The organism is Vibrio sp. Y10_XG_PY6 (genome assembly GCF_024181795.1).
GTDB classification, from domain to species: domain Bacteria; phylum Pseudomonadota; class Gammaproteobacteria; order Enterobacterales; family Vibrionaceae; genus Vibrio; species Vibrio diabolicus.
In genome coordinates, this window is sequence record NZ_JAMZAQ010000002.1 from 1,514,369 (window position 1) to 1,540,627 (window position 26,259).

General features: G+C 44.9%; 23 protein-coding genes. 7 read left to right on the plus strand and 16 right to left on the minus strand.

The window, feature by feature from the left end:
• Positions 1-16: 16 nt before the first annotated feature.
• Genes bioD through bioB form a run of 4 tightly spaced genes read right to left on the minus strand, consistent with a single transcriptional unit; the run spans position 17 to position 3,696 of the window.
• Positions 17-703 carry a dethiobiotin synthase gene (gene bioD, locus NL644_RS15305; protein ID WP_005390831.1) on the minus strand — a complete coding sequence of 229 codons (687 nt, stop codon included), beginning with the start codon at positions 701-703 and terminating at the stop codon, positions 17-19.
• On the minus strand, positions 700-1,506 hold the full coding sequence (bioC, locus tag NL644_RS15310; RefSeq protein WP_253658594.1) for a malonyl-ACP O-methyltransferase BioC: 807 nt from the start codon (positions 1,504-1,506) through the stop codon (positions 700-702). The genes bioD and bioC overlap by 4 nt, the downstream gene beginning before the upstream one ends.
• On the minus strand, positions 1,506-2,657 hold the full coding sequence (bioF, locus tag NL644_RS15315; RefSeq protein ID WP_253658595.1) for an 8-amino-7-oxononanoate synthase: 1,152 nt from the start codon (positions 2,655-2,657) through the stop codon (positions 1,506-1,508). The genes bioC and bioF overlap by 1 nt, the downstream gene beginning before the upstream one ends.
• Entirely contained in the window at positions 2,644-3,696 is a 1,053-nt protein-coding gene (gene bioB, locus NL644_RS15320) for a biotin synthase BioB (protein ID WP_047008583.1), read from the minus strand. The genes bioF and bioB overlap by 14 nt, the downstream gene beginning before the upstream one ends.
• Positions 3,697-3,826: 130 nt before the next feature.
• Between bioB and bioA the strand changes: the two genes are divergently transcribed.
• Complete coding sequence (gene bioA, locus NL644_RS15325; protein ID WP_253658596.1) at positions 3,827-5,107, plus strand: adenosylmethionine--8-amino-7-oxononanoate transaminase; 1,281 nt, start codon at positions 3,827-3,829, stop codon at positions 5,105-5,107.
• A gap of 69 nt (positions 5,108-5,176) precedes the next feature.
• On the opposite strand, the gene NL644_RS15330 is transcribed toward bioA, so the two are convergent.
• The 6 genes from NL644_RS15330 to lrp all read right to left on the minus strand — a co-directional run bounded on the left by NL644_RS15330 (position 5,177) and on the right by lrp (position 12,775).
• Positions 5,177-5,443: a DksA/TraR family C4-type zinc finger protein gene (locus NL644_RS15330; protein ID WP_109168498.1), complete on the minus strand. Its 267-nt coding sequence runs from the start codon at positions 5,441-5,443 to the stop codon at positions 5,177-5,179.
• 196 nt (positions 5,444-5,639) lie between these two features.
• Positions 5,640-6,947 (minus strand): serine--tRNA ligase, encoded by a 1,308-nt coding sequence (gene serS / locus NL644_RS15335; RefSeq protein WP_167426732.1) that lies wholly within the window; start codon positions 6,945-6,947, stop codon positions 5,640-5,642.
• A gap of 91 nt (positions 6,948-7,038) precedes the next feature.
• Positions 7,039-8,394: a replication-associated recombination protein A gene (locus NL644_RS15340; RefSeq protein WP_301338971.1), complete on the minus strand. Its 1,356-nt coding sequence runs from the start codon at positions 8,392-8,394 to the stop codon at positions 7,039-7,041.
• Positions 8,395-9,021, minus strand: coding sequence for an outer membrane lipoprotein chaperone LolA (lolA, locus tag NL644_RS15345; protein ID WP_046874759.1), 627 nt, complete (start codon positions 9,019-9,021; stop codon positions 8,395-8,397).
• A gap of 74 nt (positions 9,022-9,095) precedes the next feature.
• Positions 9,096-12,128, minus strand: coding sequence for a DNA translocase FtsK 4TM domain-containing protein (locus NL644_RS15350; protein ID WP_253658597.1), 3,033 nt, complete (start codon positions 12,126-12,128; stop codon positions 9,096-9,098).
• A 152-nt stretch (positions 12,129-12,280) separates the two neighbouring features.
• A complete protein-coding gene (lrp, locus tag NL644_RS15355) occupies positions 12,281-12,775 on the minus strand; it encodes a leucine-responsive transcriptional regulator Lrp (protein WP_005378234.1) in 495 nt (164 codons plus the stop codon).
• A gap of 156 nt (positions 12,776-12,931) precedes the next feature.
• Here lrp and ald point away from each other — a divergent pair, with 156 nt between their 5' ends.
• Positions 12,932-14,056 (plus strand): alanine dehydrogenase, encoded by a 1,125-nt coding sequence (gene ald / locus NL644_RS15360; protein ID WP_005378241.1) that lies wholly within the window; start codon positions 12,932-12,934, stop codon positions 14,054-14,056.
• A 93-nt stretch (positions 14,057-14,149) separates the two neighbouring features.
• Here ald and NL644_RS15365 read toward each other — a convergent pair whose 3' ends face one another.
• Both NL644_RS15365 and cysB read right to left on the minus strand, forming a co-directional pair.
• Positions 14,150-15,346, minus strand: a complete 1,197-nt coding sequence (locus NL644_RS15365; protein ID WP_253658598.1) for a methyltransferase — start codon at positions 15,344-15,346, stop codon at positions 14,150-14,152.
• 53 nt (positions 15,347-15,399) lie between these two features.
• On the minus strand, positions 15,400-16,374 hold the full coding sequence (gene cysB / locus NL644_RS15370; protein ID WP_114322502.1) for an HTH-type transcriptional regulator CysB: 975 nt from the start codon (positions 16,372-16,374) through the stop codon (positions 15,400-15,402).
• A 313-nt stretch (positions 16,375-16,687) separates the two neighbouring features.
• On the opposite strand from cysB, the gene NL644_RS15375 reads away from it, so the two are divergent.
• Together NL644_RS15375 and NL644_RS15380 are read left to right on the plus strand one after the other, a co-directional pair.
• Positions 16,688-17,452 (plus strand): hypothetical protein, encoded by a 765-nt coding sequence (locus tag NL644_RS15375; protein ID WP_006742886.1) that lies wholly within the window; start codon positions 16,688-16,690, stop codon positions 17,450-17,452.
• 97 nt (positions 17,453-17,549) lie between these two features.
• On the plus strand, positions 17,550-18,320 hold the full coding sequence (locus NL644_RS15380; RefSeq protein WP_114322503.1) for a tRNA isopentenyl-2-thiomethyl-A-37 hydroxylase MiaE: 771 nt from the start codon (positions 17,550-17,552) through the stop codon (positions 18,318-18,320).
• A 129-nt stretch (positions 18,321-18,449) separates the two neighbouring features.
• Here the strand turns inward: NL644_RS15380 and NL644_RS15385 are convergent, their stop codons facing one another.
• Together NL644_RS15385 and NL644_RS15390 are read right to left on the minus strand one after the other, a co-directional pair.
• The gene (locus NL644_RS15385; protein WP_046874757.1) at positions 18,450-20,078 is read right to left on the minus strand and encodes a methyl-accepting chemotaxis protein; all 1,629 of its coding nucleotides are present in this window, start codon (positions 20,076-20,078) and stop codon (positions 18,450-18,452) included.
• Between the two features lie 155 nt (positions 20,079-20,233).
• Complete coding sequence (locus NL644_RS15390; RefSeq protein WP_012841963.1) at positions 20,234-20,500, minus strand: hypothetical protein; 267 nt, start codon at positions 20,498-20,500, stop codon at positions 20,234-20,236.
• A gap of 292 nt (positions 20,501-20,792) precedes the next feature.
• On the opposite strand from NL644_RS15390, the gene NL644_RS15395 reads away from it, so the two are divergent.
• Both NL644_RS15395 and NL644_RS15400 read left to right on the plus strand, forming a co-directional pair.
• On the plus strand, positions 20,793-22,121 hold the full coding sequence (locus NL644_RS15395) for a sphingomyelin phosphodiesterase (protein ID WP_253658599.1): 1,329 nt from the start codon (positions 20,793-20,795) through the stop codon (positions 22,119-22,121).
• Positions 22,118-23,074 carry an ATP-dependent dsDNA exonuclease gene (locus tag NL644_RS15400; protein WP_253658600.1) on the plus strand — a complete coding sequence of 319 codons (957 nt, stop codon included), beginning with the start codon at positions 22,118-22,120 and terminating at the stop codon, positions 23,072-23,074. Before NL644_RS15395 ends, NL644_RS15400 begins: the two co-directional genes overlap by 4 nt.
• 90 nt (positions 23,075-23,164) lie before the next feature.
• On the opposite strand, the gene trpS is transcribed toward NL644_RS15400, so the two are convergent.
• Entirely contained in the window at positions 23,165-24,187 is a 1,023-nt protein-coding gene (gene trpS, locus NL644_RS15405) for a tryptophan--tRNA ligase (protein WP_134646917.1), read from the minus strand.
• Between the two features lie 600 nt (positions 24,188-24,787).
• Between trpS and NL644_RS15410 the strand changes: the two genes are divergently transcribed.
• On the plus strand, positions 24,788-25,744 hold the full coding sequence (locus NL644_RS15410) for an AEC family transporter (RefSeq protein WP_145474265.1): 957 nt from the start codon (positions 24,788-24,790) through the stop codon (positions 25,742-25,744).
• A gap of 46 nt (positions 25,745-25,790) precedes the next feature.
• Here the strand turns inward: NL644_RS15410 and NL644_RS15415 are convergent, their stop codons facing one another.
• Positions 25,791-26,246 (minus strand): MarR family winged helix-turn-helix transcriptional regulator, encoded by a 456-nt coding sequence (locus tag NL644_RS15415; RefSeq protein WP_012841967.1) that lies wholly within the window; start codon positions 26,244-26,246, stop codon positions 25,791-25,793.
• Positions 26,247-26,259 lie beyond the last annotated feature (13 nt).

The window sequence follows — 26,259 nt, forward strand, 5'->3', positions numbered from 1 at the left end:
AGTATTTTAAACACAATCAGTCAGTATTTAGCAAAGGCTCGACATTAATGTACTTGCCCAGCTCTTTGCGCTTAGCACTTGGAATGTATGGGATTTCGCCAAGCTTAGGCGCACCGATACGCGCTTCAAGCATCTCGATAATATCAGCATAGTGCTCGGTGCCAGGGTTCACTCGGTTTGCCACCCAACCAACAAGATTCAAGCCATCCGCTTTAATACTCTCAGCCGTGAGTAAAGCATGGCTCAAACAACCTAATTTAATACCAACCACCAAGACCACGGGTAACTGCTCTGCTTGTACCCAAGTAGATAAACAGTCGGTATCTGACACAGGCACACGCCAACCACCAGCGCCCTCAACGAGAACGACATCAGCTTGCTGCTTGTGTTGAGCCAGCTTTTCACTGAGGAGTTCGTATTTTATTTCGACATGTTCATGTTTTGCCGCGATGTGGGGAGAAGCTGGCAATTCTAAAGCGTATGGATTCACATCATCATAAGCGACATCAAGTGTCGCGGCCGCTTGTAAATGTAAGGCGTCAGAGTTACGCCATCCAGCTTCAGTCTTATCACTCCCTGCTGCCACTGGTTTATAACCAATAGTGTTTAGTCCTTTTGCTGCCAACGCTTGCAAAATGGCTTTAGACGCTACCGTTTTTCCTACATCAGTATCCGTACCAGCAATAAAAAAAGCATCAATCATAGATGTATTACTCCAAAACAAACCTGATAACTTGCAGGTAGAAGACCTTGATCATTTTTAAACGCTTGGTACTCATGCTCAACTTGCAGCAAAGTCTCTCGACTGGTTAAACCATGTGAGCGCCCGCTTACGTGATTTGCACCTATACCTTTGAGGTCACGCATAACTGAAAATGCTGAGTCGTACCAAACTGTGATGGTGGTCAAGTCTAGTTGATGGTTGTCACATCGAGATTGCGCTAACGCAATTTTTACCTGATTGAGCGATAGAAAGTTATTGACGTGTTGATATGCATCAATTTTTTTCCATGATGCTCGCAACTCGCACAGTGACCCTTCAGCTAGTGTAGAAAAAGCCGCCTTCCCATTAGCTTTTAGTACACGACGAACTTCTCTCAGGGGATAACTTAAATCGGCACACCATTGCAAAGCCAAGCTAGAGAATACGTAGTCGAAGCTTGTATCGTCGAAAGGCAAGTTTTCTGCGTCGGCTAGCACATAATTCATTCGTTCATGGCCACAGCGCACCATAGCTTTGCTTAACATCTCTTGAGAGATGTCCACACAAAACACTTCAGCGCCACGCTCTTGAAGAAGTTGAGAAAAATAGCCCGTACCACATCCTAAATCCAAAACACGTTTATGAGTTAAGTCATTCGGAAGTCTGTCTAGTAAGCGATGGCCGACATCACGCTGGAAAGCGGCATGTTTGTCGTATGTGTCAGCCGCCTTACTAAAGGAAGCGGCGATCGCTTGTTTATTAGGCAGTAAGCAATCCAACTTCATTTGCTCTGCATTATCCATTACTGCGTTCCTAATGCTTGCTTCAATGCCATTGAAAGCGTTTTAACTTGTTCGTTAGTGTGATTAGCAGTGAGTGTGATTCGCAGACGAGACGTCCCTTTCGGAACTGTTGGAGGACGAATAGCAGTAACCCAAATACCGTTTTGGCGACAAGCACCTGCTACTCGCAAAGCCAAATCAGATTCACCAATCACAAACGGCTTAATCGAAGTTTGAGTCTCAACAAAGCCCTCAACGTCGCTGAGGCTATCTCGATACACTTCACTTAACTCTGTGAGCTTTTCACGTCGCCAAGACTGCTCTTGAACCATCGAGACAGCATGCGTGAGCGCATAGGCTTGTGCCGGAGGCATCGCCGTGGAATACACATGGTGACGAGCGAACTGAGTTAAAAAGTCCCCCGTTGCGCGGTCACATAAAATAGCCGCGCCAGACATACCAAACGCTTTGCCGAAAGTCACGATCAGTATCTCGGGTTTAACCGCTGCCAACTCGCAAGAACCACCACCAGATTGGCCAAGAACGCCGATACCGTGTGCATCATCGACGGCGAACCAAGCATCATGACTGCGAACGACTTCAGCTATATCAGCAAGTGGGGCACAATCACCGTCCATGCTGAATACCCCTTCAGTCACAACTAGATGGTTGTCTTCGCTATTAATCAGCGACTTCAGGTGTTCGATGTCATTGTGCTTGAAGCGCTTCATCTTAGCTGGTGACAACGCCCCCGCTTCCATCAAAGAGGCATGGTTCAAACGGTCTTGGATGAGTACGTCTGATTTTTCTAGCAAGGTGAATAACAAAGCTTGGTTAGCACTGAATCCAGAGCCAAACAGGACTGCCCTTTCGTAACCCAGCCATTCGGTTAGTGCCGCTTCTAAATTGCTGTGCGCGGCACTAAAACCAGTCACCATCGGTGATGCTCCACTGCCACTACCATATACGCTTAAACCTTGCTGCCAAGCACGAACAAGCGCTTGGTCATTAGCCAAGCCTAAATAATCATTACTTGAGAAGTTGATGTAGCGTCTGCCTTCGTATTCCAAAATCGATTGGTTGCCGGAAAACACCACATTCATCGAACGATTCAGCCCCTGCGCTTTACGATCGGCAAGGGCGGACTCGATACGAGATTTAAACGCTGGCATCGTAGAAAAGGTCGTCTTTTGTCGGACGAGCAGCAACGCGCTCTACGACGCGATCCAGCAACTCGTTTTCTTCGATTTCATCAGGTTTTTGAGACACTTCTTGTCTGTTAATGCCAAGCTTATTAAACAGCATCATGTCTTTGTCTTCAGAAGGGTTTGGCGTGGTCAGAAGTTTGCAACCATAGAAGACGGAGTTTGCACCCGCCATAAAACACAGCGCTTGCATTTGTTCGTTCATGTTTTCACGGCCAGCGGATAAACGAACGGCTGATTGAGGCATCATGATTCGTGCTATTGCAATCAGACGAATAAAGTCGAACGGCTCAACGTCGTCCACTTCTTCTAATGGTGTACCCTTCACCTTAACCAGCATGTTGATTGGCACGCTTTCAGGGTGTACCGGCAAGTTAGCCAGTTCAACCAACAAACCAGCTCGGTCATTGGCACTCTCACCCATGCCGATTATGCCACCGGAACAAATCTTCATACCAGCATCACGAACGTGAGAAAGCGTATCTAAACGGTCTTGGTAAGTACGTGTGGTAATGATGTTGCCGTAAAACTCAGGTGAGGTATCTAGGTTGTGGTTGTAGTAATCCAGACCAGCGGTTGCCAATTGCTTTGCTTGATCTGGCGTCAACATGCCCAATGTCATACACGTTTCTAAACCCATGCCCTTCACGCCTTTGATCATGTCGGTCAAATGCGGCATGTCACGCTCTTTCGGGTTTTTCCATGCTGCCCCCATACAGAATCGAGTAGAACCAGCATTTTTGGCTTTTTGCGCAGCATCGAGTACGCGTTCTACTTCCATCAAACGCTCTTTCTCGATGTCTGTGGTGTAACGAGCACTCTGAGGACAGTACTTACAATCTTCTGGACAAGCACCTGTCTTAATCGACAGAAGCGTGCTTACTTGAACATGGTTGGTTTGTTGATATTGACGATGTACAAGCTGCGCTTCGAATAGGAGATCCATGAATGGTTTTTCCATGAGATCGCGCACTTCAGCATGCGTCCAGTTATGACGAACTTCCACGTGTATTCCTTTAGTCACTTTTGTTGTTGTGTTGACAGTCTACTGAGTCTCGATAAACTGTCAACACAACACAAAACAACAAAGTTTACACCTGTTTATTTTTTAATCTTAATTATTATTGGAATCGCACATGGATCTCGCCTTCGACCGCCAGCATATCTGGCATCCTTACACTTCGACATTAACACCTCTGACCTGCTACCCAGTAGAATCAGCAAGTGGTGTTCACATTAAATTGGAAGACGGTACTGAACTGGTCGACGGCATGTCTTCTTGGTGGTCGACAATCCACGGCTATAATCATCCGCACTTAAATCAAGCGGCTCACCAGCAAATCGATCAGGTCTCTCATGTGATGTTTGGCGGGATTACCCATCAGCCAGCAATCAATTTGTGTAAGAAGTTGCTGTCCTTAGCACCAAGTAATCTTGAACATGTATTCCTTGCCGATTCAGGCTCCGTTTCCGTAGAAGTCAGCTTAAAAATGGCACTGCAATATTGGCATGCAAAAGGCGAACGCCGACCGAAGTTTCTTACTTTGCGACACGGTTATCACGGCGACACTTTTGCGGCCATGTCGGTTACCGATCCTGATAACTCAATGCACTCTCTCTACAAAGGCTTTTTGCCTGAGCATATCTTTGCGGAGTCACCAACTTGTGGCTTTTGGGATGAGTGGAAGCCAGAAGACCTTACCGACTTCGAGCACAAGGTTGAAACGCACCATCAAGAACTTGCTGCGGTGATCCTAGAGCCTATCGTTCAAGGCGCAGGTGGCATGCGTATCTACCATCCAGAATTTCTCAAAGGCGTGCGTAGGCTTTGCGAAAAATACGGTTTGTTATTGATTGCAGATGAGATCGCTACCGGTTTTGGACGCACAGGCAAATTGTTTGCCTGCGAACATGCAGATATTCAACCAGACATTCTGTGTGTCGGGAAAGCACTCACTGGCGGCTACATGACCCTCTCTGCGACCCTCGCGAGCAAACACGTAGCAGACACTGTTTGTGGTGGTGATGCTGGTTGTTTTATGCACGGTCCAACCTTTATGGGGAATCCACTCGCTTGTGCTGTAGCTACTGCAAGTTTGGAATTGATCGAGCAAGGTGATTGGAAGCAACAAACCCAACAAATTGAAACGCTGTTTTCTGAGTTACTACCAAAACTTGAAGAATACGACTTGGTGAAGAACACCCGTTGGTTGGGTGCCATTGGCGTTGTGGAAACGCATCGCCCAGTGAATATGGAAACCATCCAAGCCTTGTTTGTTGAACACGGAGTTTGGATTCGTCCATTTGGCAAACTGATTTATATGATGCCGCCGTTCATCAGCAAGCCGGAAGATATTGAGAAGCTAGTTAACGCAATTGATGCAGCGTTGCAACGTAAAGACTGCTTCGCTTCATAGTCCAACTCAACACGAAAACGGTTTGAGTATGAGACTCAAACCGTCTCTTTATTTACGAGAAAAGCAAAGCTATCGAAGTTGACTGTCTTTACTCGCTCGTCGATTGAATAATACTTGGCGTTGAGATGTCAATTCGATTGTTGACTGGCATTCGATACACAAACGAACGCCTTTCATTGCAAGACGACGCGCTTCGGGAATCTCATCACCACACTCATCGCAGTAATGGGCGCTCTCACCCTCTGTGATACTGCCACGAACACGGGAAATCTCGTCGTCTATTGTGTTTTGAATTTGTTGGCTGACGCTATCGTCGTTTGCCCACCCTACGGCCATAAGCCCTCCTCGTTACTTGAATGAGAAAATCTACTTACCGTGGTAAGGTGGATGATTATATCGATTACAAATAACAAGATAATTAGGGTAAATTCGAAAACACTATTACGATTCGGTAATAATCAATTTTCACTCGACGCAGATAACAAAAAACCCAGCACTATGGCTGGGTTTTGGTGTTCTAGTGGCTAATGCACTAACCGATGTGCGTTGCGCCGCCCATGTACTTCTGAAGTACTGTAGGGATTGCAATGCGACCGTCTGCTTCTTGGTTGTTTTCTAGGATAGCAACCATTGTACGACCTACAGCTAGACCAGAACCGTTTAGCGTGTGTACAAGCTCAGGTTTCTTCTCGCCTTTACGACGGAAACGCGCTTGCATACGACGAGCTTGGAAGTCCCACATGTTAGAACATGAAGAGATTTCACGGTAAGTTTCTTGAGCAGGAACCCAAACTTCTAGGTCGTAAGTTTTACGAGCGCCGAAGCCCATGTCACCTGTACAAAGAACCACTTTACGGTAAGGAAGCTCTAAAAGTTGTAGAACTTTCTCAGCGTGACCTGTTAGCTCTTCTAGCGCGTTCATTGAATCTTCTGGCTTAGTGATTTGTACTAGCTCAACTTTGTCGAACTGGTGCATACGAATCAGACCACGAGTATCACGACCGTAAGAGCCTGCTTCTGAGCGGAAACATGGCGTATGAGCTGTCATCTTAATTGGTAGATCCGCTTCGTCAGAAATCGTGTCACGAACTAGGTTCGTTACAGGTACTTCTGCAGTAGGGATTAGAGACAGTTTACGTGGCTCTTCGTCGTTTACTTTTTCCGCTAGAGGCTCTGTGTGGAAAAGGTCTTTACCGAACTTAGGAAGCTGACCAGTACCGAATAGGCTGTCAGAGTTTACTAGGTAAGGTACGTACATTTCTGTGTAGCCGTGTTCTTCTGTGTGAAGATCTAGCATGAACTGAGCGATTGCACGGTGTAGACGAGCAAATTGGCCTTTCATCACGATGAAACGTGCGCCAGTGATCTTAACTGCGCTTGCGAAGTCTAGACCGCCACCCATTTCACCTAGGTCAACATGGTCTTTCAAATCGAAGTCGTAAGTCTTAGGCTCACCCCAACGAGAGATTTCAACGTTGTCGTTCTCGTCTTTGCCATCTGGCACTTCATCTGCTGGGATGTTTGGTACAGAAAGCGTGAATTCGTCTAGTTGAGCCATTACTTGCTCAAGTTCAACTTTCTTCGCATCAAGATCGCTACCTAGAGTACCGATTTGTTTCTTGATCTCTTCTGCGCCTTCTTTGTCGCCAGCCGCCATTTTTTGGCCGATTTGTTTGGAGATGGAGTTACGCGTGGATTGTAAATTTTCTACTTCTACTTGAATGGACTTACGTTGTTCTTCAAGTTTACGAATAGTCTCTACGTCTAGCTTAAAGCCACGACGCGCCAGTTTAGCAGCTGTTTCATCCAGCTCTGTACGAAGTAATTTAGAATCCAGCATTGTTAATCCTATGCTTTTTGTTGTGAAATCACGCGCACTTTCCAAGCGTACGCGTTAAAAAAATTTACTGAACAAATGTATCCAAAAACGCCTACTTTTCATAGCGCTTTTGTTGGCTATTTGCGTCTAATTTAGCCAAGTAATCTAACTTTTCGCCGATTTTGGTTTCTAGGCCGCGATTTGTTGGCTGATAATACTTACGATCTGCCATTTCTGGTGGCAAATATTGCTCACCGGCTGCATAGGCACCCGGCTCATCGTGAGCATAACGATACTCTGCTCCATAACCCATGTCTTTCATCAAACTGGTAGGTGCATTTCGAAGGTGATGAGGCACTTCATATTCAGGTAAGTTATGAGCATCTGTGAGCGCTTGTTTCCATGCCACGTACACCGCATTACTTTTTGGCGCGCACGCTAAGTAAACGATCGCCTGTGCAATCGCACGTTCACCTTCTGCCGGACCAACACGGGTAAAGCAATCCCACGCGGAGAGTGCAACTTGCATGGCTCTAGGGTCCGCGTTGCCAACATCTTCCGATGCTATCGCAAGTAATCGGCGAGCGATGTAGAGCGGATCACAACCTGCAGCGATCATACGTGCAGCCCAATATAAAGCGGCGTCTGGATTTGAACCACGAATGGATTTGTGAACCGCAGAGATTAAGTCGTACCAGATATCACCTTTGTTATCAAAGCGAGAGACCTTTTCTCCTGCCACTTCCGCAAGCAACTTAAGCGTGATTTCTTTTTCACCTTGCGCATTGTCCTCTGCCATGTCGTAAAGCAGCTCAAGATAATTGAGAGACATACGAGCATCACCGTTAACTAGCTCTGCTAGGCGATCTAGTACGTTATCGGCGAAATGTGCTGGTATATTCCCCAAGCCGCGCTCTTTGTCGTTAATCGCTTGATCAAGCGCCAGCGATATTTCGCTCTGGCCAAGAGAAGTCAACTTGTAAACGCGAGCACGCGAGAGTAATGCGTTGTTTAACTCAAACGAAGGGTTCTCTGTGGTCGCACCGATAAACGTAACCGTACCGTCTTCAATATGCGGTAAAAACGCATCTTGCTGCGATTTGTTAAAGCGATGCACCTCATCCACGAATAAGATAGTGCGGCGACCTGCCATTTTGTTTTCACGCGCTTTGTCGATCGCAGCCCGGATCTCTTTAACGCCAGACGTCACCGCAGATACACGCTCAACTTCGGCGTTGGCATAGTTTGCTGCCACTTCCGCTAATGTCGTTTTACCTGTGCCAGGTGGTCCCCACAAAATCATCGAGTGAATGTGTCCGGCCTCTAGCGCTCGGCGTAGGGGTTTACCCGGACCTAAAATATGCTGCTGTCCAATATACTGTTCGATAGTTTGTGGTCTCATACGAGCAGCAAGGGGACGAAAATCTTCGTCCCCTGAGAAATCTAACGTGTAATTACTCACTAACAATTAATTCCTTTGGTCATCCACTTCCACGCCATCTGGAATTGTGAATGTAAATCTGTCTACCTTTGGTTTACCAAGCTTAACATTACTAAAAGTAAACAGCCCTTTCTGACCATCTTGCTCAATGACGTTAAAGCCCTTCACTACGCCTTTTGCATCAATATTAATCTGGAATTGGCCTTGAGTAGAGTCAATTGCCGTTGGAATGAGCGTAAACTCATTACCTTTCTGAGAAATCTTATAGTTATCCCAGTCGCTTGCTCTATTGCGAGTTAACAGCACAAATGGTGTTTGCTCGGTCGCTTGCTCTTGCCAGTAAATGCTTACTTGCTCAATGAATGGGCTGTAATACCACAACGTCTTGCCATCAGATACTAAAAGGTTTTCATCAGGAAAAGTCGTACTCCAACGGAACAAGCTTGGACGAGCGATTTCAACCGTGCCCTCACCTTCCATTACCGTTTCACCTTCAGGGCTGATCACTTGCTGGGAGAAATCGGCACTGAAACCTTCGTTCATTGCGAGACGTTTATTGAGTTCATCTTTGGGAGATGCTGCATTCGCAGCTGAGAAGAAAGAAACACTTAAAACTAGCGCTGAGAAAAATTTCGCTGAAAATCGTTTTTTCATTCAGATACCTATCAGAGGGTCAAAGACCTAAAGTTACTCACCTCAGTTGGACTGAAGTGAGTAAAACAAGTTCATTAATCTTTTGGCGGCGCAGGAGCTAAAACTTCGCGGTTACCGTTGTGACCCGGTGCACTCACGATACCTTGCGCTTCGAGTTGCTCAATAATACGGGCGGCACGGTTGTAACCGATCTTAAATCGACGCTGTACGCCAGAAACAGAGCCTCGACGTGACTGAACTACGTGCTCAACGACTTGATCGAAGAGTGGATCCACATCTTCATCCGCTTCCATTTGCTCACCTGGCAATAAGCTTTCTGGACTTTGATCTCCGCTGATGATCTCTTCAATGTAGTTCGGTTTACCACGCGCTTTCCAGTTGTTTACAACAGCATGAACATCATCATCTGATGCAAATGCACCGTGGACACGAGTTGTATGACTTGAGCCCGGCGGTAGATACAACATATCACCCATACCAAGCAGTGATTCTGCACCACCTTGGTCTAGAATCGTACGGGAGTCTGTTTTAGTCGATACCGTAAACGCAACACGAGTTGGAATATTCGCTTTAATCAGACCCGTGATAACATCCACCGATGGACGCTGAGTCGCAAGAATTAAATGAATACCTGCCGCACGCGCCTTTTGTGCCAAGCGTGCAATCAGTTCTTCTACCTTCTTACCAACCACCATCATCAGGTCAGCAAATTCATCGACAACAACAACGATGTAAGGCAGTTTTTCTAACAATGGCGGTTCCGTATCCATACTGTCGCCTTCTTGCCAGAATGGATCATGGATTGGGTGACCCGCTTCTGCCGCCATCTTCAACTTCTCGTTAAAGCCTTTCACATTACGAACGCCCAATGCCGACATCAATTTATAACGACGTTCCATCTCACCCACACACCAACGTAGAGCGTTTGATGCGTCTTTCATATCAGTCACAACTTCAGAAAGAAGATGAGGGATACCTTCGTAAATAGAAAGCTCTAGCATTTTCGGGTCAATCATGATGAAGCGTACATCTTCTGGGCCAGCTTTATACAGCATGCTCAAAATCATCACGTTCACACCCACCGACTTACCAGAACCGGTTGTACCTGCTACTAGCACGTGAGGCATCTTCGCAAGATCGGCCACAACAGCTTCGCCCGCAATGTCTTGACCTAACACAACCGTTGTGGGTGACGTTGCTTGCTCAAACTGAGGACTACTGATTACATCAGATAAATAGACCGTCTGACGGCTCATGTTTGGCAGTTCCAAACCGATGTAAGGCTTGCCAGGGATTACTTCTACAACACGTACAGCCATTGCAGACAATGCACGCGCTAAGTCAGTTGAAAGACCAGAAATACGGCTTACTTTTACCCCCGGCGCCAAATCAAGCTCAAAACGAGTGATCACTGGACCAGGATAAATCCCCACCACGTCGGCTTTGATTTTGTAGTCCGCTAGCTTGCTCTCAACCAATCGAGCGACCTGCTCTAGCGCATCACGGTCGATAAAGTTTTCGCGTTTTTCTGGATGGTAAAGCAACTCGAGCGTTGGAAGTGGCTCTTCCGGAACAGGCAGGTTTTCTTCTTTCTGTACCAAAAATGGGTTCTGTGTCGCTGCTACTTTGGCTTGCGCACTAGAAACCATGTCTTGGAATGCCGCTACATCTTCGTCGCCGTCTTGAACCTCTTCAACCTCCGCTTTTTGAAGTGCAGGTTCAAATGTTGTTGAAGGTGTTGCTGGAGCTGGCTGTACTTGTTGTACAGACTGTGACTCCACTTCGTCTTCATCGTCTAACACGTCAAAATCAGAGATCGTAGGTTCAATGTGTTGACTCGATTCTGTTTGCTCCGTGATGCTATCTAGCGCAGCGGAATCAATTGCAGGCTCTTCATGCACAGGATGCTCAATACTTGGCTGCTGTACTTGCTCTGCTTCAAATTGTTCGTACTCCGCATAATCTGGTTCAACACTGATCGGTTCTTCTGTAGCTGTATGTTGGTCTACATAGGAAGAGTAAGTGTCTGCAAATGATGGGGCTACCTGTTCTTCAGTTCCCCAGTCATCTGCTTGTTGCGCTGCAGCTTCAAGCTCTTCTATCGTGACATTCAGCTGCTTGGTACGCTCCAGAAGCGGGTCAACGTTATCAGTATTCACCGCATGGACAGGTTGCGTTTGGTGCTCAGGTTGAGCATAAACTGGCGCAGCATTAACCGTAGCCTTGCGTTGTGGTGGCGTTGGTTCCACCATCATTTGTTCCGCTGGCTTCTCAGGTTTAGCTTGCGGCATATAAATAGGATACTCATGTACAGGCGCCGATTCTTTCGGCTCATCGACATCGAACGCCGTTAAATGAGGAAGCGGCTCATCATCAATGTCATGGTCTACGTTATGTCTAGGCGTAGAGACTTTATCTTCCACGAACTCATCTAGCTGAGGTTCTAAAACTTCTTGCTCAGAGCCTCTTATCTTATTTGCAAACGCCGCAATTAGCGCTAATGCACGATCTCCAAGCCACTCAACGATGTTAAGCCATGAGATGCCAGTAAAGAGAGTAAAACCCGCTCCCCATAAGAACAGCAGTACCAATGTCGTGCCAAGTACATTCAATGTAGGTAAAGCTAGGCTAGACAACACGTCCCCGACGACACCACCGGACGAGAAATACCAAATATCATCAAAATTAATATCGGCTAGACCACAGCTAGTCATTATAAGGACGACAAGGCCGAGTAACCTCGTACCCCATAACATGAAATCAATGGGCTCATCTTCTCCTCGTTTACGGCAAATCACCCATGCAGCCGCAGCTAGCAAGAAAGGGATGGGATAAGCGAGAGAGCCAAATGTGAAGAATAGTGTGTCCGCAAGCCAAGCGCCGAAAAGGCCACCAGCATTGTCGATCTCCCCTCCCCATGCGGTTTGGGACCAGGAAGGATCGGCCGGACTGAAGGTAAATAGTGCAACCGCAAGCAATACCGAGCTAAGAACGCCAACGATAAAGCAGCACTCTTTTAAGCGTTGGAAGCCATTTAAGCGTGAAGACTGGGGCTCTTCACTGGTTTTGATAATGGTTTCGACTTTCTTTGCGTTCTCTTTGAACATAAATCAACTTGAATATGGAAATGAAATAGGAAATTGCAAAACATTCCGAGCGGCATCAAGCCGCTCGGTAAATTGATTTAACCATATCAAAGAGAAAAACCCAATTACTCTCTGGCGAAAGCGGAAGCATATACCGCTTTCTTTGCAAGAAATTAACGAGTTTTGATCACAAGCTGGTTAGATTGTTTCACTTCTTCCATTACAACGTATGTGCGAGTGTCATTTACGCCAGGTAGGCGTAGTAACGTATCGCCCAATAGTCGGCGGTAAGCACCCATATCTGATACACGGGTTTTAAGAAGATAGTCAAAGTCACCTGATACAAGATGACACTCTTGTATGTCGTCTAGCTTTTGAACAGCTGAGTTAAACTGCTCAAATACATCCGGCGCACCACGGTTTAGTGTAATCTCAACGAATACTAATAGTGACGCATCCAGGAACTGCGGATTCAATAATGCAGTGTATCCTGTGATATAACCCTGACGCTCTAAGCGACGTACACGCTCCAAACATGGCGTTGGAGAAAGTCCCACACGTTTTGAAAGCTCAACGTTTGAAATACGACCGTCTTTCTGCAGTTCATTAAGAATGTTGCGGTCGATACGGTCTAGTTCCTTGGACGGCTTTTTATAGTTGTCTGCCATTTTTTATTCCACCTTATTACTTCCTTGCAAAAAAATATACTACAACTTTTTAATATTTGGTGCCAAATTTTACAAATCTATAACTATACTAGTTATTAATTCGACAATAACACCCTACAAACAGTTAATACAACCATTATAGAAAGAGGATACAGGATGATCATTGGCGTACCTAAGGAAATCAAGAACCACGAATATCGTGTTGGTATGATCCCAGCAAGCGTGAGAGAACTCATCTCACATGGTCACCAAGTTTTAGTTGAGACCAATGCAGGTGCCGGCATTGGTTTTTCAGACGATGATTACATCGCTGTCGGCGCATCCATTCTCCCTCATGCTGCAGACGTATTCGCGCAAGCAGACATGATTGTAAAAGTAAAAGAACCCCAAGCAGTAGAGAGAGCAATGCTCCGCGAAGGGCAAATTTTATTTACTTATTTACACCTAGCACCAGATTTTCCACAAACTGATGAGCTAATCAAGAGCAAAGCTGTCTGTATAGCCTATGAGACTGTAACAGATAATATGGGTCGTTTGCCACTGTTAGCACCAATGTCAGAAGTGGCAGGTCGGATGTCTATCCAAGCTGGTGCGCAAACATTGGAAAAATCACACGGCGGTCGTGGTCTGCTACTAGGTGGCGTACCTGGTGTTGAGCCAGCGAAAGTCGTCATCGTTGGTGGTGGTGTTGTTGGTGCAAACGCAGCTCGTATGGCTGTTGGTCTTCGCGCTGACGTAACCATTCTAGACCGCAACGTAGATACACTTCGTAAGCTTGACGAAGAATTCCAAGGTCGCGCTAAAGTGGTTTATTCTACTGAAGACGCTATCGAGAAGCATGTTCTAGAAGCTGACCTTGTTATCGGTGCCGTTCTAATTCCTGGAGCAGCAGCGCCTAAGCTGGTAACAAAAGAGCACATTGCTAAGATGAAACCTGGTGCGGCAGTGGTTGACGTGGCTATTGACCAAGGTGGCTGTTTCGAGACATCTCACGCAACAACCCACGCAGATCCAACTTACATCGTTGATGAAGTGGTTCACTACTGCGTAGCAAATATGCCTGGTGCGGTTGCACGTACTTCAACTTTCGCATTGAACAATGCAACACTCCCTTACATTGTGAAACTCGCAAACAAAGGCTACCGTGAGGCACTTCTAGAAGACAAAGGCTTCCTTGAAGGTCTAAACGTTATTCACGGAAAAGTAACATGTAAAGAAGTAGCAGAAAGCTTTGACTTGGAATATGTTGAACCAACTCAAGCTATCGCTATGTTCAATTAATGACAAAATAAAACACAATTTGTCACGTTTTGTTTACAAAAGCCCACACATAAGTGGGCTTTTTCATATAGAGCGTTTAGCTATAAAAAATAACTAATTCTTATATGCACAAATTAAAATATTTCTAGGTGTAACTGATTTAGGGCAAAACTCTGACAATCTAACACGATAACCACGTTCTTCAAGATAAAGTGCTTTGTCCAATGCGAGCCAGATCTCCAATGGACGTTGAAAAACCAGTTGCACTAAGCTCATTCTCTCCATTTGCCAGAAACGTTGTTCGCTTAACTTTTCAAAATGATCGAAATCGATTTCTTGAGAAAGAACGATACCTTTCTGCTCCGCCGCCCAACGACACAAAGATTCAAAGCCTTCACTTAATTGCGACTTACGAATACTGGGGACAGGTTGATACTCTGCCATGCCTAACGCTCGTCGAGTAATCAAATCGAAGCCAAGACGAAACACCATTTCCTGCTGACGATGGCGACGTACACGCTCTCCCCCTGTCACCGTTTGCTGTAACGGGATACGCAGTTCTTGCTTAGACAATGAGAGAGAAGAAACCCTCCCCGGTTTCGACATCGGCTGGTATTGTTCCGACTGAATCAAGTGATAACAACAAGGTGAGATGGTCATCGCAGCAATCCCATTCTCACTGCCGTACTGCATTAGACGAACATGGAGGTCACCACACGCATGCAGTGCCACCGCGTGTTGCGTTGGCTTGAATACCGCTTTTGCTTTGCTATCGAACGCGTCACCTTGAATAAACGTCATTTTCCAATGGTGTTCATTCGCTGCTTGTTGCCCCGAATCACACAGTACTTGTTGATATTCGAAACTGGTCACTGGCTGATCGGTTTGTGTTGCCAGGATTCGTCCTAAATAACCTTTCCCTGAACACCACTCTAACCATTCTTCGCCACAGTGTTGTTGAATTGCAACTTCACCCATCGAGCTAATTTGCTCCAGCTTACGACCCGGAATGCCGTTATCTAATCCACGAGCGAGTGCCAAACCATTTAATGTTAAAGACTCTAAACGCGTGTGATAAGCGAGTTGTTCGAGTTGAGGCACGAACGCGCTTATCGCTTTTAAGGCGAGTTCAGGTTCCGCTTTATACTCTTCGATTTGAGAGGGAGAAAGAGACACTAACCACTGGCACAACTGAGGGTGTTGCTCTTGCCAAGGTAATGAGATGTGGATGCTACTTTTAAATGGTTCAAACCGCCATAGCGATTCGTTTTCCAATAAGCAGTCATTAATAAATTGAAATTGCGTTTTCATAGCTCCCCCTACAACGAGCGCATTGTAGAGGGAATCGAAACATCAATGAAGTGTTATCTCACCGGGAGCTCGATGTCCTTAAACATCTCTTCGATTTCTGCATTAGATTTCAAAGAAATAGCCTGCTCTACCACTGGGCGAGTTAAATGTGGAGCAAAGCGTTCCATAAAATCGAACATGTATGAGCGCAGGAACGTGCCGCGACGGAAGCCAATACTTGTCGTACTAGCCCCAAATAAATGGCTCGCATCTATTGCGACTAAATCGCTGTCCTGCTCTTCATCCACAGCCATGCTAGCAATGACGCCGACACCAATACCCATGCGAACATACGTTTTAATAACGTCCGCATCAGTTGCAGTGAACACCACTCTCGGGGTTAAACCTTCACGATTAAATGCGGTATCTAACTCTGAACGGCCCGTAAAACCAAACACATAAGTGACCAATGGATAAGCGGCAAGATCGCTGATCGTTACTTTGTCTTTCTTCGCTAATGGATGATCTTTGGGCACGACAATTGAACGGTTCCAGTGATAACAAGGCAGCATGATGGCATCTTGATATAAGTGAAGCGCTTCTGTCGCAATCGCAAAGTTCGCCGTACCTTTAGCAATTGCCTCAGACATTTGTGACGGCGTACCTTGATGCATGTGTAATGACACTTTTGGGTAGCGAAAAGTGAAACCTTTGATGACATCCGGCAAAGCATAACGCGCTTGCGTATGTGTCGTGGTGATATTCAGCGTCCCCATTTCTGGGTGGGTGTGCTCCCCTGCTACAGCTTTGATACTTTCTACACGAGCGAGAATTTCTTGAGAGATACGTACAATTTCTTCACCAGCAGGTGTCACCTGTGTTAAGTGCTTACCGCTACGTTCAAAAATCTGAATGCCTAACTCATCTTCCAGCAACCGAACCTGCTTACTGATACCTGGCTGAGAGGTATACAAGCTTTCTGCCGTCGCGGATACATTCAGATTATGGTTTACAACCTCAACAATATACTTCAGCTGCTGCAGTTTCATCGTAATCCCTTACTTGTTCATGAGATAATTTATTGGCCACTCGGACGAGCGATATAATAATTAGTTATAACGCGTTCAAATCGAAATGAACAGTAATTTCTAACTTATACCTCAATCACATACTGATAATCCTCAACATAGAAACAATATGCACAAAGTTGAGCCAATAAATGACTGAATTTCTATGATGTGACTTCTATCAGTAGCTAAAACGTGGGAGAGACAAAATAATCAAACAAATAGGGTGCCGAGTAAGATAAGATTCATGTATTCTTTAACGCTAGCCGTAGAAAAGTAAAGCAGACGCAAAGATATGAATATTGGTTTAATAATCGCTTTGGTAGCCATCCTACTGGTGTTGATCCTAGGCTATAACATTATGTTGCAGTATAAGGTCAAGGTAGAGACTGCGAAAAGACAGGAGTCCGCACGCTATGTTGCCTTGATTGATGGCACTGAAGAGTTGATTGGTCATGCGCACCATATCCCTTTTAGCAAGGAGCTGTTGCTGTGTCTAAACAATCGTATTCTTGACGCGCTAGAAAGCATGCATGAGCTTGACCCGAAGAATAAGCAGCTTGCTCAACGTATCGAAAACATGAAGCAACAGATTGAGCAACTGAAAGAGAATGGTCCCACTGGCGAGAGTACCACGTTCAAAATGCCGAGCAGTGATAAACAAGCCATCGTCATGCTTAAGTTGGTGAAACGCCTCCGCGATACTATCCGTAACGAACACAATAAAGGCCGTATCGACACCCAGACTTATGTCGCTGAAAATGCGCGTTTAGAAACGATGCAGATTCGTATCAACATCGAAAACGTCATTAAAAGAGCAAATGACTCAATCGCTCGAGGTCAACCTGGTACAGCACTTCAACTGCTACGCAAAGGTATCGATGCATTGAGTACAAAGAGCGATCCCTACTCTATTCAAGCGAAACAGAAGCTTGAAGACATGCTGGGCGACCTAGATAAAAAACGCCAAGATAAAAGTGATGCCGAAATGCAGCAGATCGCCGATAAAGAGCGCGACAATGACATGGAAGCACTCTTCGGCGAGAAGAAAAAGTGGTAACATTCACTTAAGGTCAATAAAGGCTGCAATCGCAGCCTTTTTTCTATCCGTAAGATAGCGGATATGCCCAATTAGAATGTGAAGTACTAAAACTAAAATGATGAATCTAGACGCCTATCAAGATCTTCTTGCTCCCATTAACCAATTTCTGCAATGCAGCACACCTGATGAATGGGTAGAGGAAGCAAAGAAACCAGAAAATCTTCAAACCATTTTATTAGACCACCTACTGTGTGAGCTAAAAGCTGGCCAATCTGCGATGTTTTTAATTCGTAAGTATGCCGTTGACCAATCCAGTTCACATGCTCTGCTTGACTGGTTTAAACCCTATGAAAATTTTGCTTATCGCAATGTAGGCTCACTAGAAACTTTAAAAGGTAAGAGCAATATTTCCAAAGCGATCATGGCTAAGTCCAACTCACCTTACAGCCAAGATTTGATCGATAAAATGGTGCTTTTGATTAAAGAGGAGTTACACCACTTTTATCAGGTTTTAGAGATCATGGAAAGTCGTGGAATTGAGTATAAAAATATTCCAGCAAGTCGCTATGCTAAAGGGCTCATTTCGCATATGAAGACTCATGAACCGGAAACGCTGATCGATAAGCTCATCATTGGTGCGTACATCGAAGCCCGATCTTGTGAGCGTTTTGCCAAACTAGCACCACATATGGATGACGATATCGCAAAATTCTACGTTTCTTTACTGCGCTCAGAAGCACGCCACTATCAAGATTATCTTGTATTGGCAGAGCAAATCGCGGGCAAAGACATCAGCGAACGCATAGCCTATTTTGGTCGAGTTGAGGCGGATTTAATTTCTACGCCAGATACAGATTTTAAGTTCCATAGTGGTATTCCAGCCTAGCGAGCATATTCTCCCAAGATTGAGCATGCTCTGAACTTATTTATATAGACAGAGAATAAATAAGCCGGACATTTCGTCCGGCTTATTTTTTGTAGCAATGAGGTTAGGAATAAAGCTGAAACACAACAACTAGAGCTGGAATGAACCCATTCGAGTTTTCAAGTTGTGCGCTAGGCTACTGATCTGCTGGCAAGCTACAGCCGTTTGCGAAGCTCCCTCAGCCATCTCTGTTGAAGCACTATTAATATGCTCCACACTTCGATTCAGTTCTTCGGATACAGAATTCTGCTCGCTGCACGCCGTTGCGATTTGTGTGCTCATTTGCGCTATGTTATCGACAGAATGTTCAATTTCTTTTATCTGGCTATCAGCGTCATTGACTTGCTCAACACACTGAGAAATCCCCTCCTGACAATCACGGCTTGAATGCCCTATTTTGCTGCTGCTCTCTTGTAGTTGATTAACAATTTCCACAATTTGTGAAGTGGAGTCTTGAGTGCGTTGCGCCAGAGAACGAACCTCATCTGCCACAACAGCAAACCCACGTCCTTGTTCACCGGCCCGAGCAGCTTCAATTGCGGCGTTCAGTGCTAACAAGTTTGTTTGCTCCGCAATCCCGCGGATCACATCTACGACCACATTGATATTGTTTGAGCTCGATTCAAGCTCACGTGCCAGTTCATCTGACTCTTGGATCGTATGTGATACACGCTCAATTACTGCGATAGTTTGTTGTAACGTCGCCGTTCCTTGTTTAGCCACTTCCGTTGCCGAGTAAGCAGAGGTCGCGCCAACTTCGGTATTTTGTGCCACTTCACTTACAGCAGCTTGCATTTCTGTCATCGCAGAAGCCACCGAACTAAGTTCAATTTGTTGATTTTGCATACCAGAAGCGGTCTGAGAAGAAATAGCACTCACTTCCTCTACTGCTGCCGTTAGCTGAATCGTTGAGTCATTAATCTCAGAAACCAGCGAATGTAAGTTTGTTTGCATACCGACAAGCTCTTTGAGCAACGTTCCTAACTCGTCTTTGCTCAATTCACTTTCGTCGATTTGATTATTCAATTGACCCTTGGCGATTTTAGAAGCGAATTCCAATGCTCGATCAACAGGCCCGCAAATGACTCGAGAAAGCAACATGGCAGACATTACCATGACCAATGCGACGACAAGCGCCCCAACAGCAGCGCTGTATTGTGTAAATGCCGCTTCATTTTGTACTTCTTCGCCAATCAAATTCACCAACTCATCGTTCAACGCGAGGGTATCATCCAAGCTGCTCAACGCTTTTGAGTAGGTATCGAAACTTGATAAAATCACATCATTTGCACTTTCAGCATCGCCTTGGCTTAGCAATACGTTGTAAGTCTTCGTTTCTTTGATGTATTGATTCCAAGTTTCTTTAAAAACGCTAAAAGACTGCGTTTCACGCTGATTAAGGTCGAGCTTTTCGTATTCTGCAATACCAGCCTGCACATCAGAACGCCATTGGTCGAGGCCTTTTAACCACTCACCAATTTTGGGGTGATTTGCGTTTGGCAATAAAGAGAACTCATCTTTACGCACTTTGGTAATATCAACTTGGATACCTTTCAAAATCGCAACAGAAGGTAAACTTTTATCTGTTAGCACTGAGATGTCTTTATTCAGTGTTAACAAACCTTGTACCAACATTACTGACACTAAACCAAACACGGCAAAAACGGTTAAATAACTAACCGATATTTTCTTTACGACACTTAAGTCTTTAATACGCATGCACTTTCTCCCTGCAGCCTTTCCAAACCTCTCACTTAAGTGAAAGCTTAACCTCTAAAACACACTGTTTTTTGCGCTCGATATCATTGAGCGCTCTTATATACATCGGCCTGAGAGATCAAATCTTGACCAGTAATTGATATTTTTATCACGTGCTATTTTAGAGATAGGCTCGCATGCTCGGTATTGTGTCTACATTTTTTTATGAGCGCTTCCCGGCGCAACTCTAAGATCTCATCGATGAGTTTTTCTTTAGCGTTTATGCCAAAGTGCTGGGCATAATTTTTGACTTTTTCAATCTCATTAGGCTGTAAGCGGTATACCTCTTTCTTTAAACGAGCTTCTGCTTCGCTTCTAATCAAACCTTGGTCTTGTAGTAATTTAATGATGGTTTCATCGATTGGATTTACTGCTCTAGCCATGGTGCTCCATCTATCAATTTAAGTTCTAGCCATGTGGCTGGATGAATGACGCCGCACAACTTATAGAGCAAAGATTACAACTTGATTGCAGTGAGTACGATTCGTTAACCATCGCTATTATTTACAGCCGCTTAGGCAGCCATTAACTCTCTACCCCGACTCCTCACCATTGAATAAAGATCACATTCTGATAACAATTTTCAGTACTGGCTTCGATGTCATCCATATTTAACGTGCAAGTAATATTTATAAACAAGAATGATTGCTCTAGTTCAAATGATGGAAAAATAAGATGAAATTATCGCAGTGGGGTCTTTTATTAAGTGGCTTGGTGGCATTGCCAAGCATTGCAGATACAGATGTTTATCTAACCAATAACTCTGATCAGCCTTTAACTATTCAAGTAAAGCACGAAGGCAGTGATTTACTTCAATACGGAGAAGAGTGGCAGCAACATGTGCAAGTACTTGGTCCGTGGGAAACCAAACCTGTATTGAGCTTCAATCGTTGGGAAGGCGTGAAATCAAACCAAACTTACCGTTTTGAAACTGTGGTTTCTAGCCCTAAAGGTGAAAGCATAACACTCAATCAGGTCATGGAAGGTCATTGGTATAATTCAACCATTGAATATGGCTTATCGGCGGCCGATGTCGATTTATCTCTTAAAGATGATCGTGGTATTCATCGTGTCAACACTAACGCTTTTGGCATCCGAGAAACCGAACTGGCATTTAAGTCAGACAGTACCGCTCGATACGACGATCTTTATTACACGATCACGCCAAGCAAAGTAAATGAATCTGTCGATAACGAAGAACAAAACCTTAAGTTGATGACATACAACATCTGGGCTCTTACGGCTATTGCATCGCACATCGGTGATCGTTACGAACTGATTCCTCAATACGTCAAAGGTTATGATGTATTAGCGCTGCAAGAAGTGTTTGCAAGCGGTCGTGAAGCATTCCTACGTGAGTTAGCTAAGGAATATCCGTACCAAACTAAAATGTTAGATAAAGAAGGCGTTAATATTCATGATGGTGGGGTGATCATTGTCAGTCGCTATCCTATCGTGAATGAAGCGCAATATGTCTTCCCCGACTGCTCTGGCACAGACTGCTTTGCCGACAAAGGCGTTAATTATGCGGAAATTATTAAAGGTGGTCAGGCTTACCATGTGTTTGCTACCCATACCGCATCTTTCGATACAGACACCGCTCGCGAGTATCGTCAGCGCCAGTTCAAACAAATCCGCGCACTCGCTAAATCTCTCAACATTCCTTCAAGCGAAACTGTGGTATACAGCGGCGACTTTAACGTAAACAAAAGAAAGTTCCCTGGTGACTACCAACAAATGATCGCCAACTTAAGCGCCATCGAACCTCAGTATTCAGGTTACACGGAGTCAACCTTTGATCCCCGTATCAATAACTTCGCAGGTGAAGCGTTATCAGGCGGCGAAAACGTGGAATACCTTGACTATGTCATGGTGAGTAGCGAATACGGTGTGAAATCATTCAATGACAACCGTGTGGACGTGCCGCGTACAACTTCAGAAAGTTTATGGAAACACTACAACCTTTCTGACCATTTCCCAGTTAGCGCAACAATCAAGCCATGAAGAAAATCGCGTTGATAATCATGTCCGCCATTATGGCGGGCATGATGTTTTTAACTTTCAGTCAAGATGGGCAGCAAGAAGCGGCCGTGTCCGCTTCTGCTCCAAAGGCAAAAAATAAGAACGGCCCTAGTACATCACTAAAAACAAGCAATATCGCTCCCAGTGCAGATGCTTCACCACAGACCGCAGAGCTCCCTTCTGCGACTCAAATAACGACTGAGAGACTAACTCTGCTCAAAGGGAGAGAACTCGTCGCAGAGCTTGAGTCATTTTGGCATGAGTGCATGTCGAACCGCGACTGTGAGGAACAGTTAGCCTTGCTCGAGCCTTATTTATCTTCAGCAAGATTTCAACTTTTGGCGAGCTACCATCAACTCAACAGTCAATGGCAAGAAAGTGTGGGTAATTTGTTGTTTGATGAGCAACAACCACTAGCCTCACGTATTGCACAACTTAAAGCCGAGGCAAGAGGCATTTGGGGCGAGTTGGCTGATGTTATTTTCGCGGATGAGTTCGCCCTATACGATTTCAATTTAGAGGCCCAACAGCTCAACACGCAAAGTCCAGAAAGCTTTTTGCAAGCTTTCGAGCAACTCATCATAGACTGGCAAGAAAATGCAGAGGCTATCGGGCTTACAAACGACCAAGCAAAATATGAGCGTGCAGTCGCCCTGATACCCAATAGCATGAGCTTTCCAGATCGCCAAACCATCATCGCAGAACTGGAAAAAACTTACTTAACGAAGGACGAAAGCGAAGAGATTCACGATCGTCAGCAACAAATTGCCGAGCAAAAAGAGCAAGTCAGAGATTACCAACAAGCATTGCAACAACTTGAGTCCAGACTCAGAAAAGAAAGATCCACAAGCCATTCGAATTTGTCAGAACCGGAATGGCAAAGGTATTACCAACAAGAAGTAGCGGATTTTCGTCGTGAGTTCTTTTCTTCTTAAACGTCAGCTTTCATTGATGGGAATTGAAAGTCCAAAAGGCACGTTACGAATAAACAGCCGTGCCTTTTATTCAGAACCCTGTTTTTTAATTCAGAACAAATTCAAACCAAATACATCTTTCACATCAAATAGCACTTTTTCGGTTTTCTCGCGAGAACGCTGACTGCCTTGTTTTAAAATATCAATCAGCTGTGCTTTGTCATTTAGATACATGGCACGCTTTTCTCGAATAGGACGAAGCATCTCTTGTAGGCATTCTTCTAACACTTTCTTGGTCAAACCATCACCTAATCCACCTCGTCGATAATGCTCTTTTAGCTGTTCGATATAATCTTTATCAGGGTGAAAGGCATCGAGGTAGGTAAATACGATATTACCTTCGACTTGGCCAGGGTCCTCAATTTTCAGGTGATTGGGGTCGGTATACATAGATTTCACCGCCGCAGAAATCTCCTTTTCAGACGCCCCTAGGTTGATTGCATTCCCCATGCTTTTAGACATCTTATTTTTGCCATCAGTACTCGGCAAACGAGGTGCATCACTAAGTAAAGGACGGCACTCTTTAAGAACATCTTTTCCACCCAGGTGGTTTATTTTTCTTACGATTTCATTAGTTTGCTCCAACATCGGCAGTTGGTCATCACCTACCGGAACCAACGTCGCGTGGAACCCCGTAATATCGGCAGCTTGAGAAATTGGATACGTTAAAAAACCAGCGGGAATAGAGCGTTCAAAGCCTTTACTTTGAATCTCATTTTTAACCGTGGGATTACGCTCTAAACGCGCAATAGAGACAAGATTGCTGTAATACATCGTTAACTCTGCTAACGCTGGTATTTGAGATTGCAACGTGATCGTGGTTTGTGTGGGGTCGATACCAACGGCCAAATAATCCGCAACGACATTGAGAATATTGGAGGATACTTTTGATGGATTGTGGGCGTTATCCGTCAACCCTTGCATGTCTGCGACTAAGATCGTTTGCTCATGCTCCGTTTGCAATTTGACTCGTTGTTGCAATGAACCGACATAGTGCCCGAGGTGTAACGGACCTGTAGCTCGATCGCCGGTCAGGATAATTTCACGCTGTGGTGTACTTTGAATGGTGTTCATATTTATCTCCAAGTATTTAATAGATCGCTACTGGAGATAAAAAGATCAAACACTCTTAGCTACCATCCAGCAGCTTAAGAATGTGAGTATTCCGTGCCGCTCTATTTAGAGCGCCACCAAAAGAAGGTTGTTGATGAAGGGCTAACGTGTATTTTCATGTTTTCAAACTAACAGTAGATCAAGCTGAACTCAATCTGTTTTTGTATTGAATTAGCGTAAGTATTCAAAGAGCCTACAGAAACGATTACATTGGTAAAGACATCGCAATGACTAAAGCTGCACCAAACACCGAACCTGAGACAAATGCACAAAGTACGGTTTTGTTGTGTTTCCTTTTCATCGATGAACTCCTATCCATAACCACAATGACCAACCCTTTTATTTAATACGCATGTGGATGCATCACGATAAGTAGTAAACCAACATATCGCGCATAGAACCAGTGCAGCTTTGTTAAACTGGGACCTCGTCCATAACTTGGAATGCAAATGGTTCTGGAAACAACAAAAGAGGAAAATTTCATCACTTTTCTGTCCTGTCTCCCAGAGTTTATGGCTTAATAGACAGCAGGAATATTTTTCTTTTGCTGCGGGTACTTACATGGAAGCTGTTCTACATCAGTTGCAATTCTCTTTGTCGATAACCGGCCCTATCTGCTTAATGTTAATACTTGGCGTGGTGTTCAAACGCATCGGACTGATCAACGATAATTTTATCGAAGTAGGCTCCAAACTGGTGTTTCAAGTTACGCTACCTGCGATGTTATTTGTCAGTATTGTGGCTTCAGAACACGATTTTTCCGCGGCGAGTGGCTTTGTCAATTTCGGCGTCATCGCTAGCATTTCGTTTTTCATTTTTACCTACCTTTCGGTCAAGCTTCTGTTCAAAGCATCGCCTGACCAAGGTGTTCTTATCCAGGGTGGGTTTCGAGCAAACACAGGTATTATTGGCATCGCGTACGTTGCCAATGCGTATGGTTCTCAAGGTGTGGCGTTAGCAGCGCTTTATGTCGCGGTCACCACGTTTATTTACAACGTCCAAGCGGTAATTTGCTTATCTCCCAAGGGCGCAACTTCTGTCCCACAAGCCGCAAAAATGATGGGCCGAACACTGACGAGGAATCCACTGATAATCTCAATCGTCCTAGGGATGGCTTTCTATTTGCTCTCTATTCCAGTGCCGAACGTTGTTATTGATGCAGGGGACTACTTGTCCAAAATGACATTACCTTTAGCGCTGTTGTGTACGGGCGGCTCACTCGATTTTAGCTTGATGAGAAAAGAGAAAGGTCCATCTTGGTTTGCAAGCAGTTACAAGCTCATCGTGGCACCCGTAATGATCACTATTGGTGCTTACTTAGTAGGTTTTCGAGGAATTGAGTTAGGTATTCTTTTCTTTATGAACGCTTCCCCAGTGGCAGCGGCCAGTTATGTCATGGCACGTTCGATGGGAGGCAATGCCACATTAGCCGCAAATATCATCGCACTCACTACGGTGCTTTCTACCGTCACGTGTACTTTGGGCATTCTATTTCTTAAGTTTTACGACTTAATATAATTGATCACCGATAAAGTAAAGGCGCGCTAGATAGTATTAAGATAAGCTACTGGTCGTGATTCGCAAAAGTGAGTTTTCTTACCAGACGAAAAAACTCACTCGCTTCTGATTCAGACAAACAAGCAAAAAATTCTTTCTGTAAATTCGTCATGATTTGATGCACTTGCTTTAAAGCATTTGCCCCCTCTTTTGTCATGCTGAGCATTTTGAGACGCTGATTCGATTTACTTTTAGAAACTTGAACAAACCCTCGCTTTTCCAAATTATCCACCATTCGCTTTGCTACACTTCGCTCAGTTCGAACCGCGTCAGCCAACGCTTGCTGACTCATGGGTTGAAACTCTTCCAAAGCGGCCAGTGCACTTGCCATCTCGAGTGTCATTAAATTTTGCCGAGAGAGCTCAGCTTGAGCACGATTGCGGTACATTCGCTGCATCACACCGCAGACAAACATAGGGCTTTGATCCAAAACGGAAATTGGGGATATTTTCTGATCTTTCATCGTCGTTTGTTCT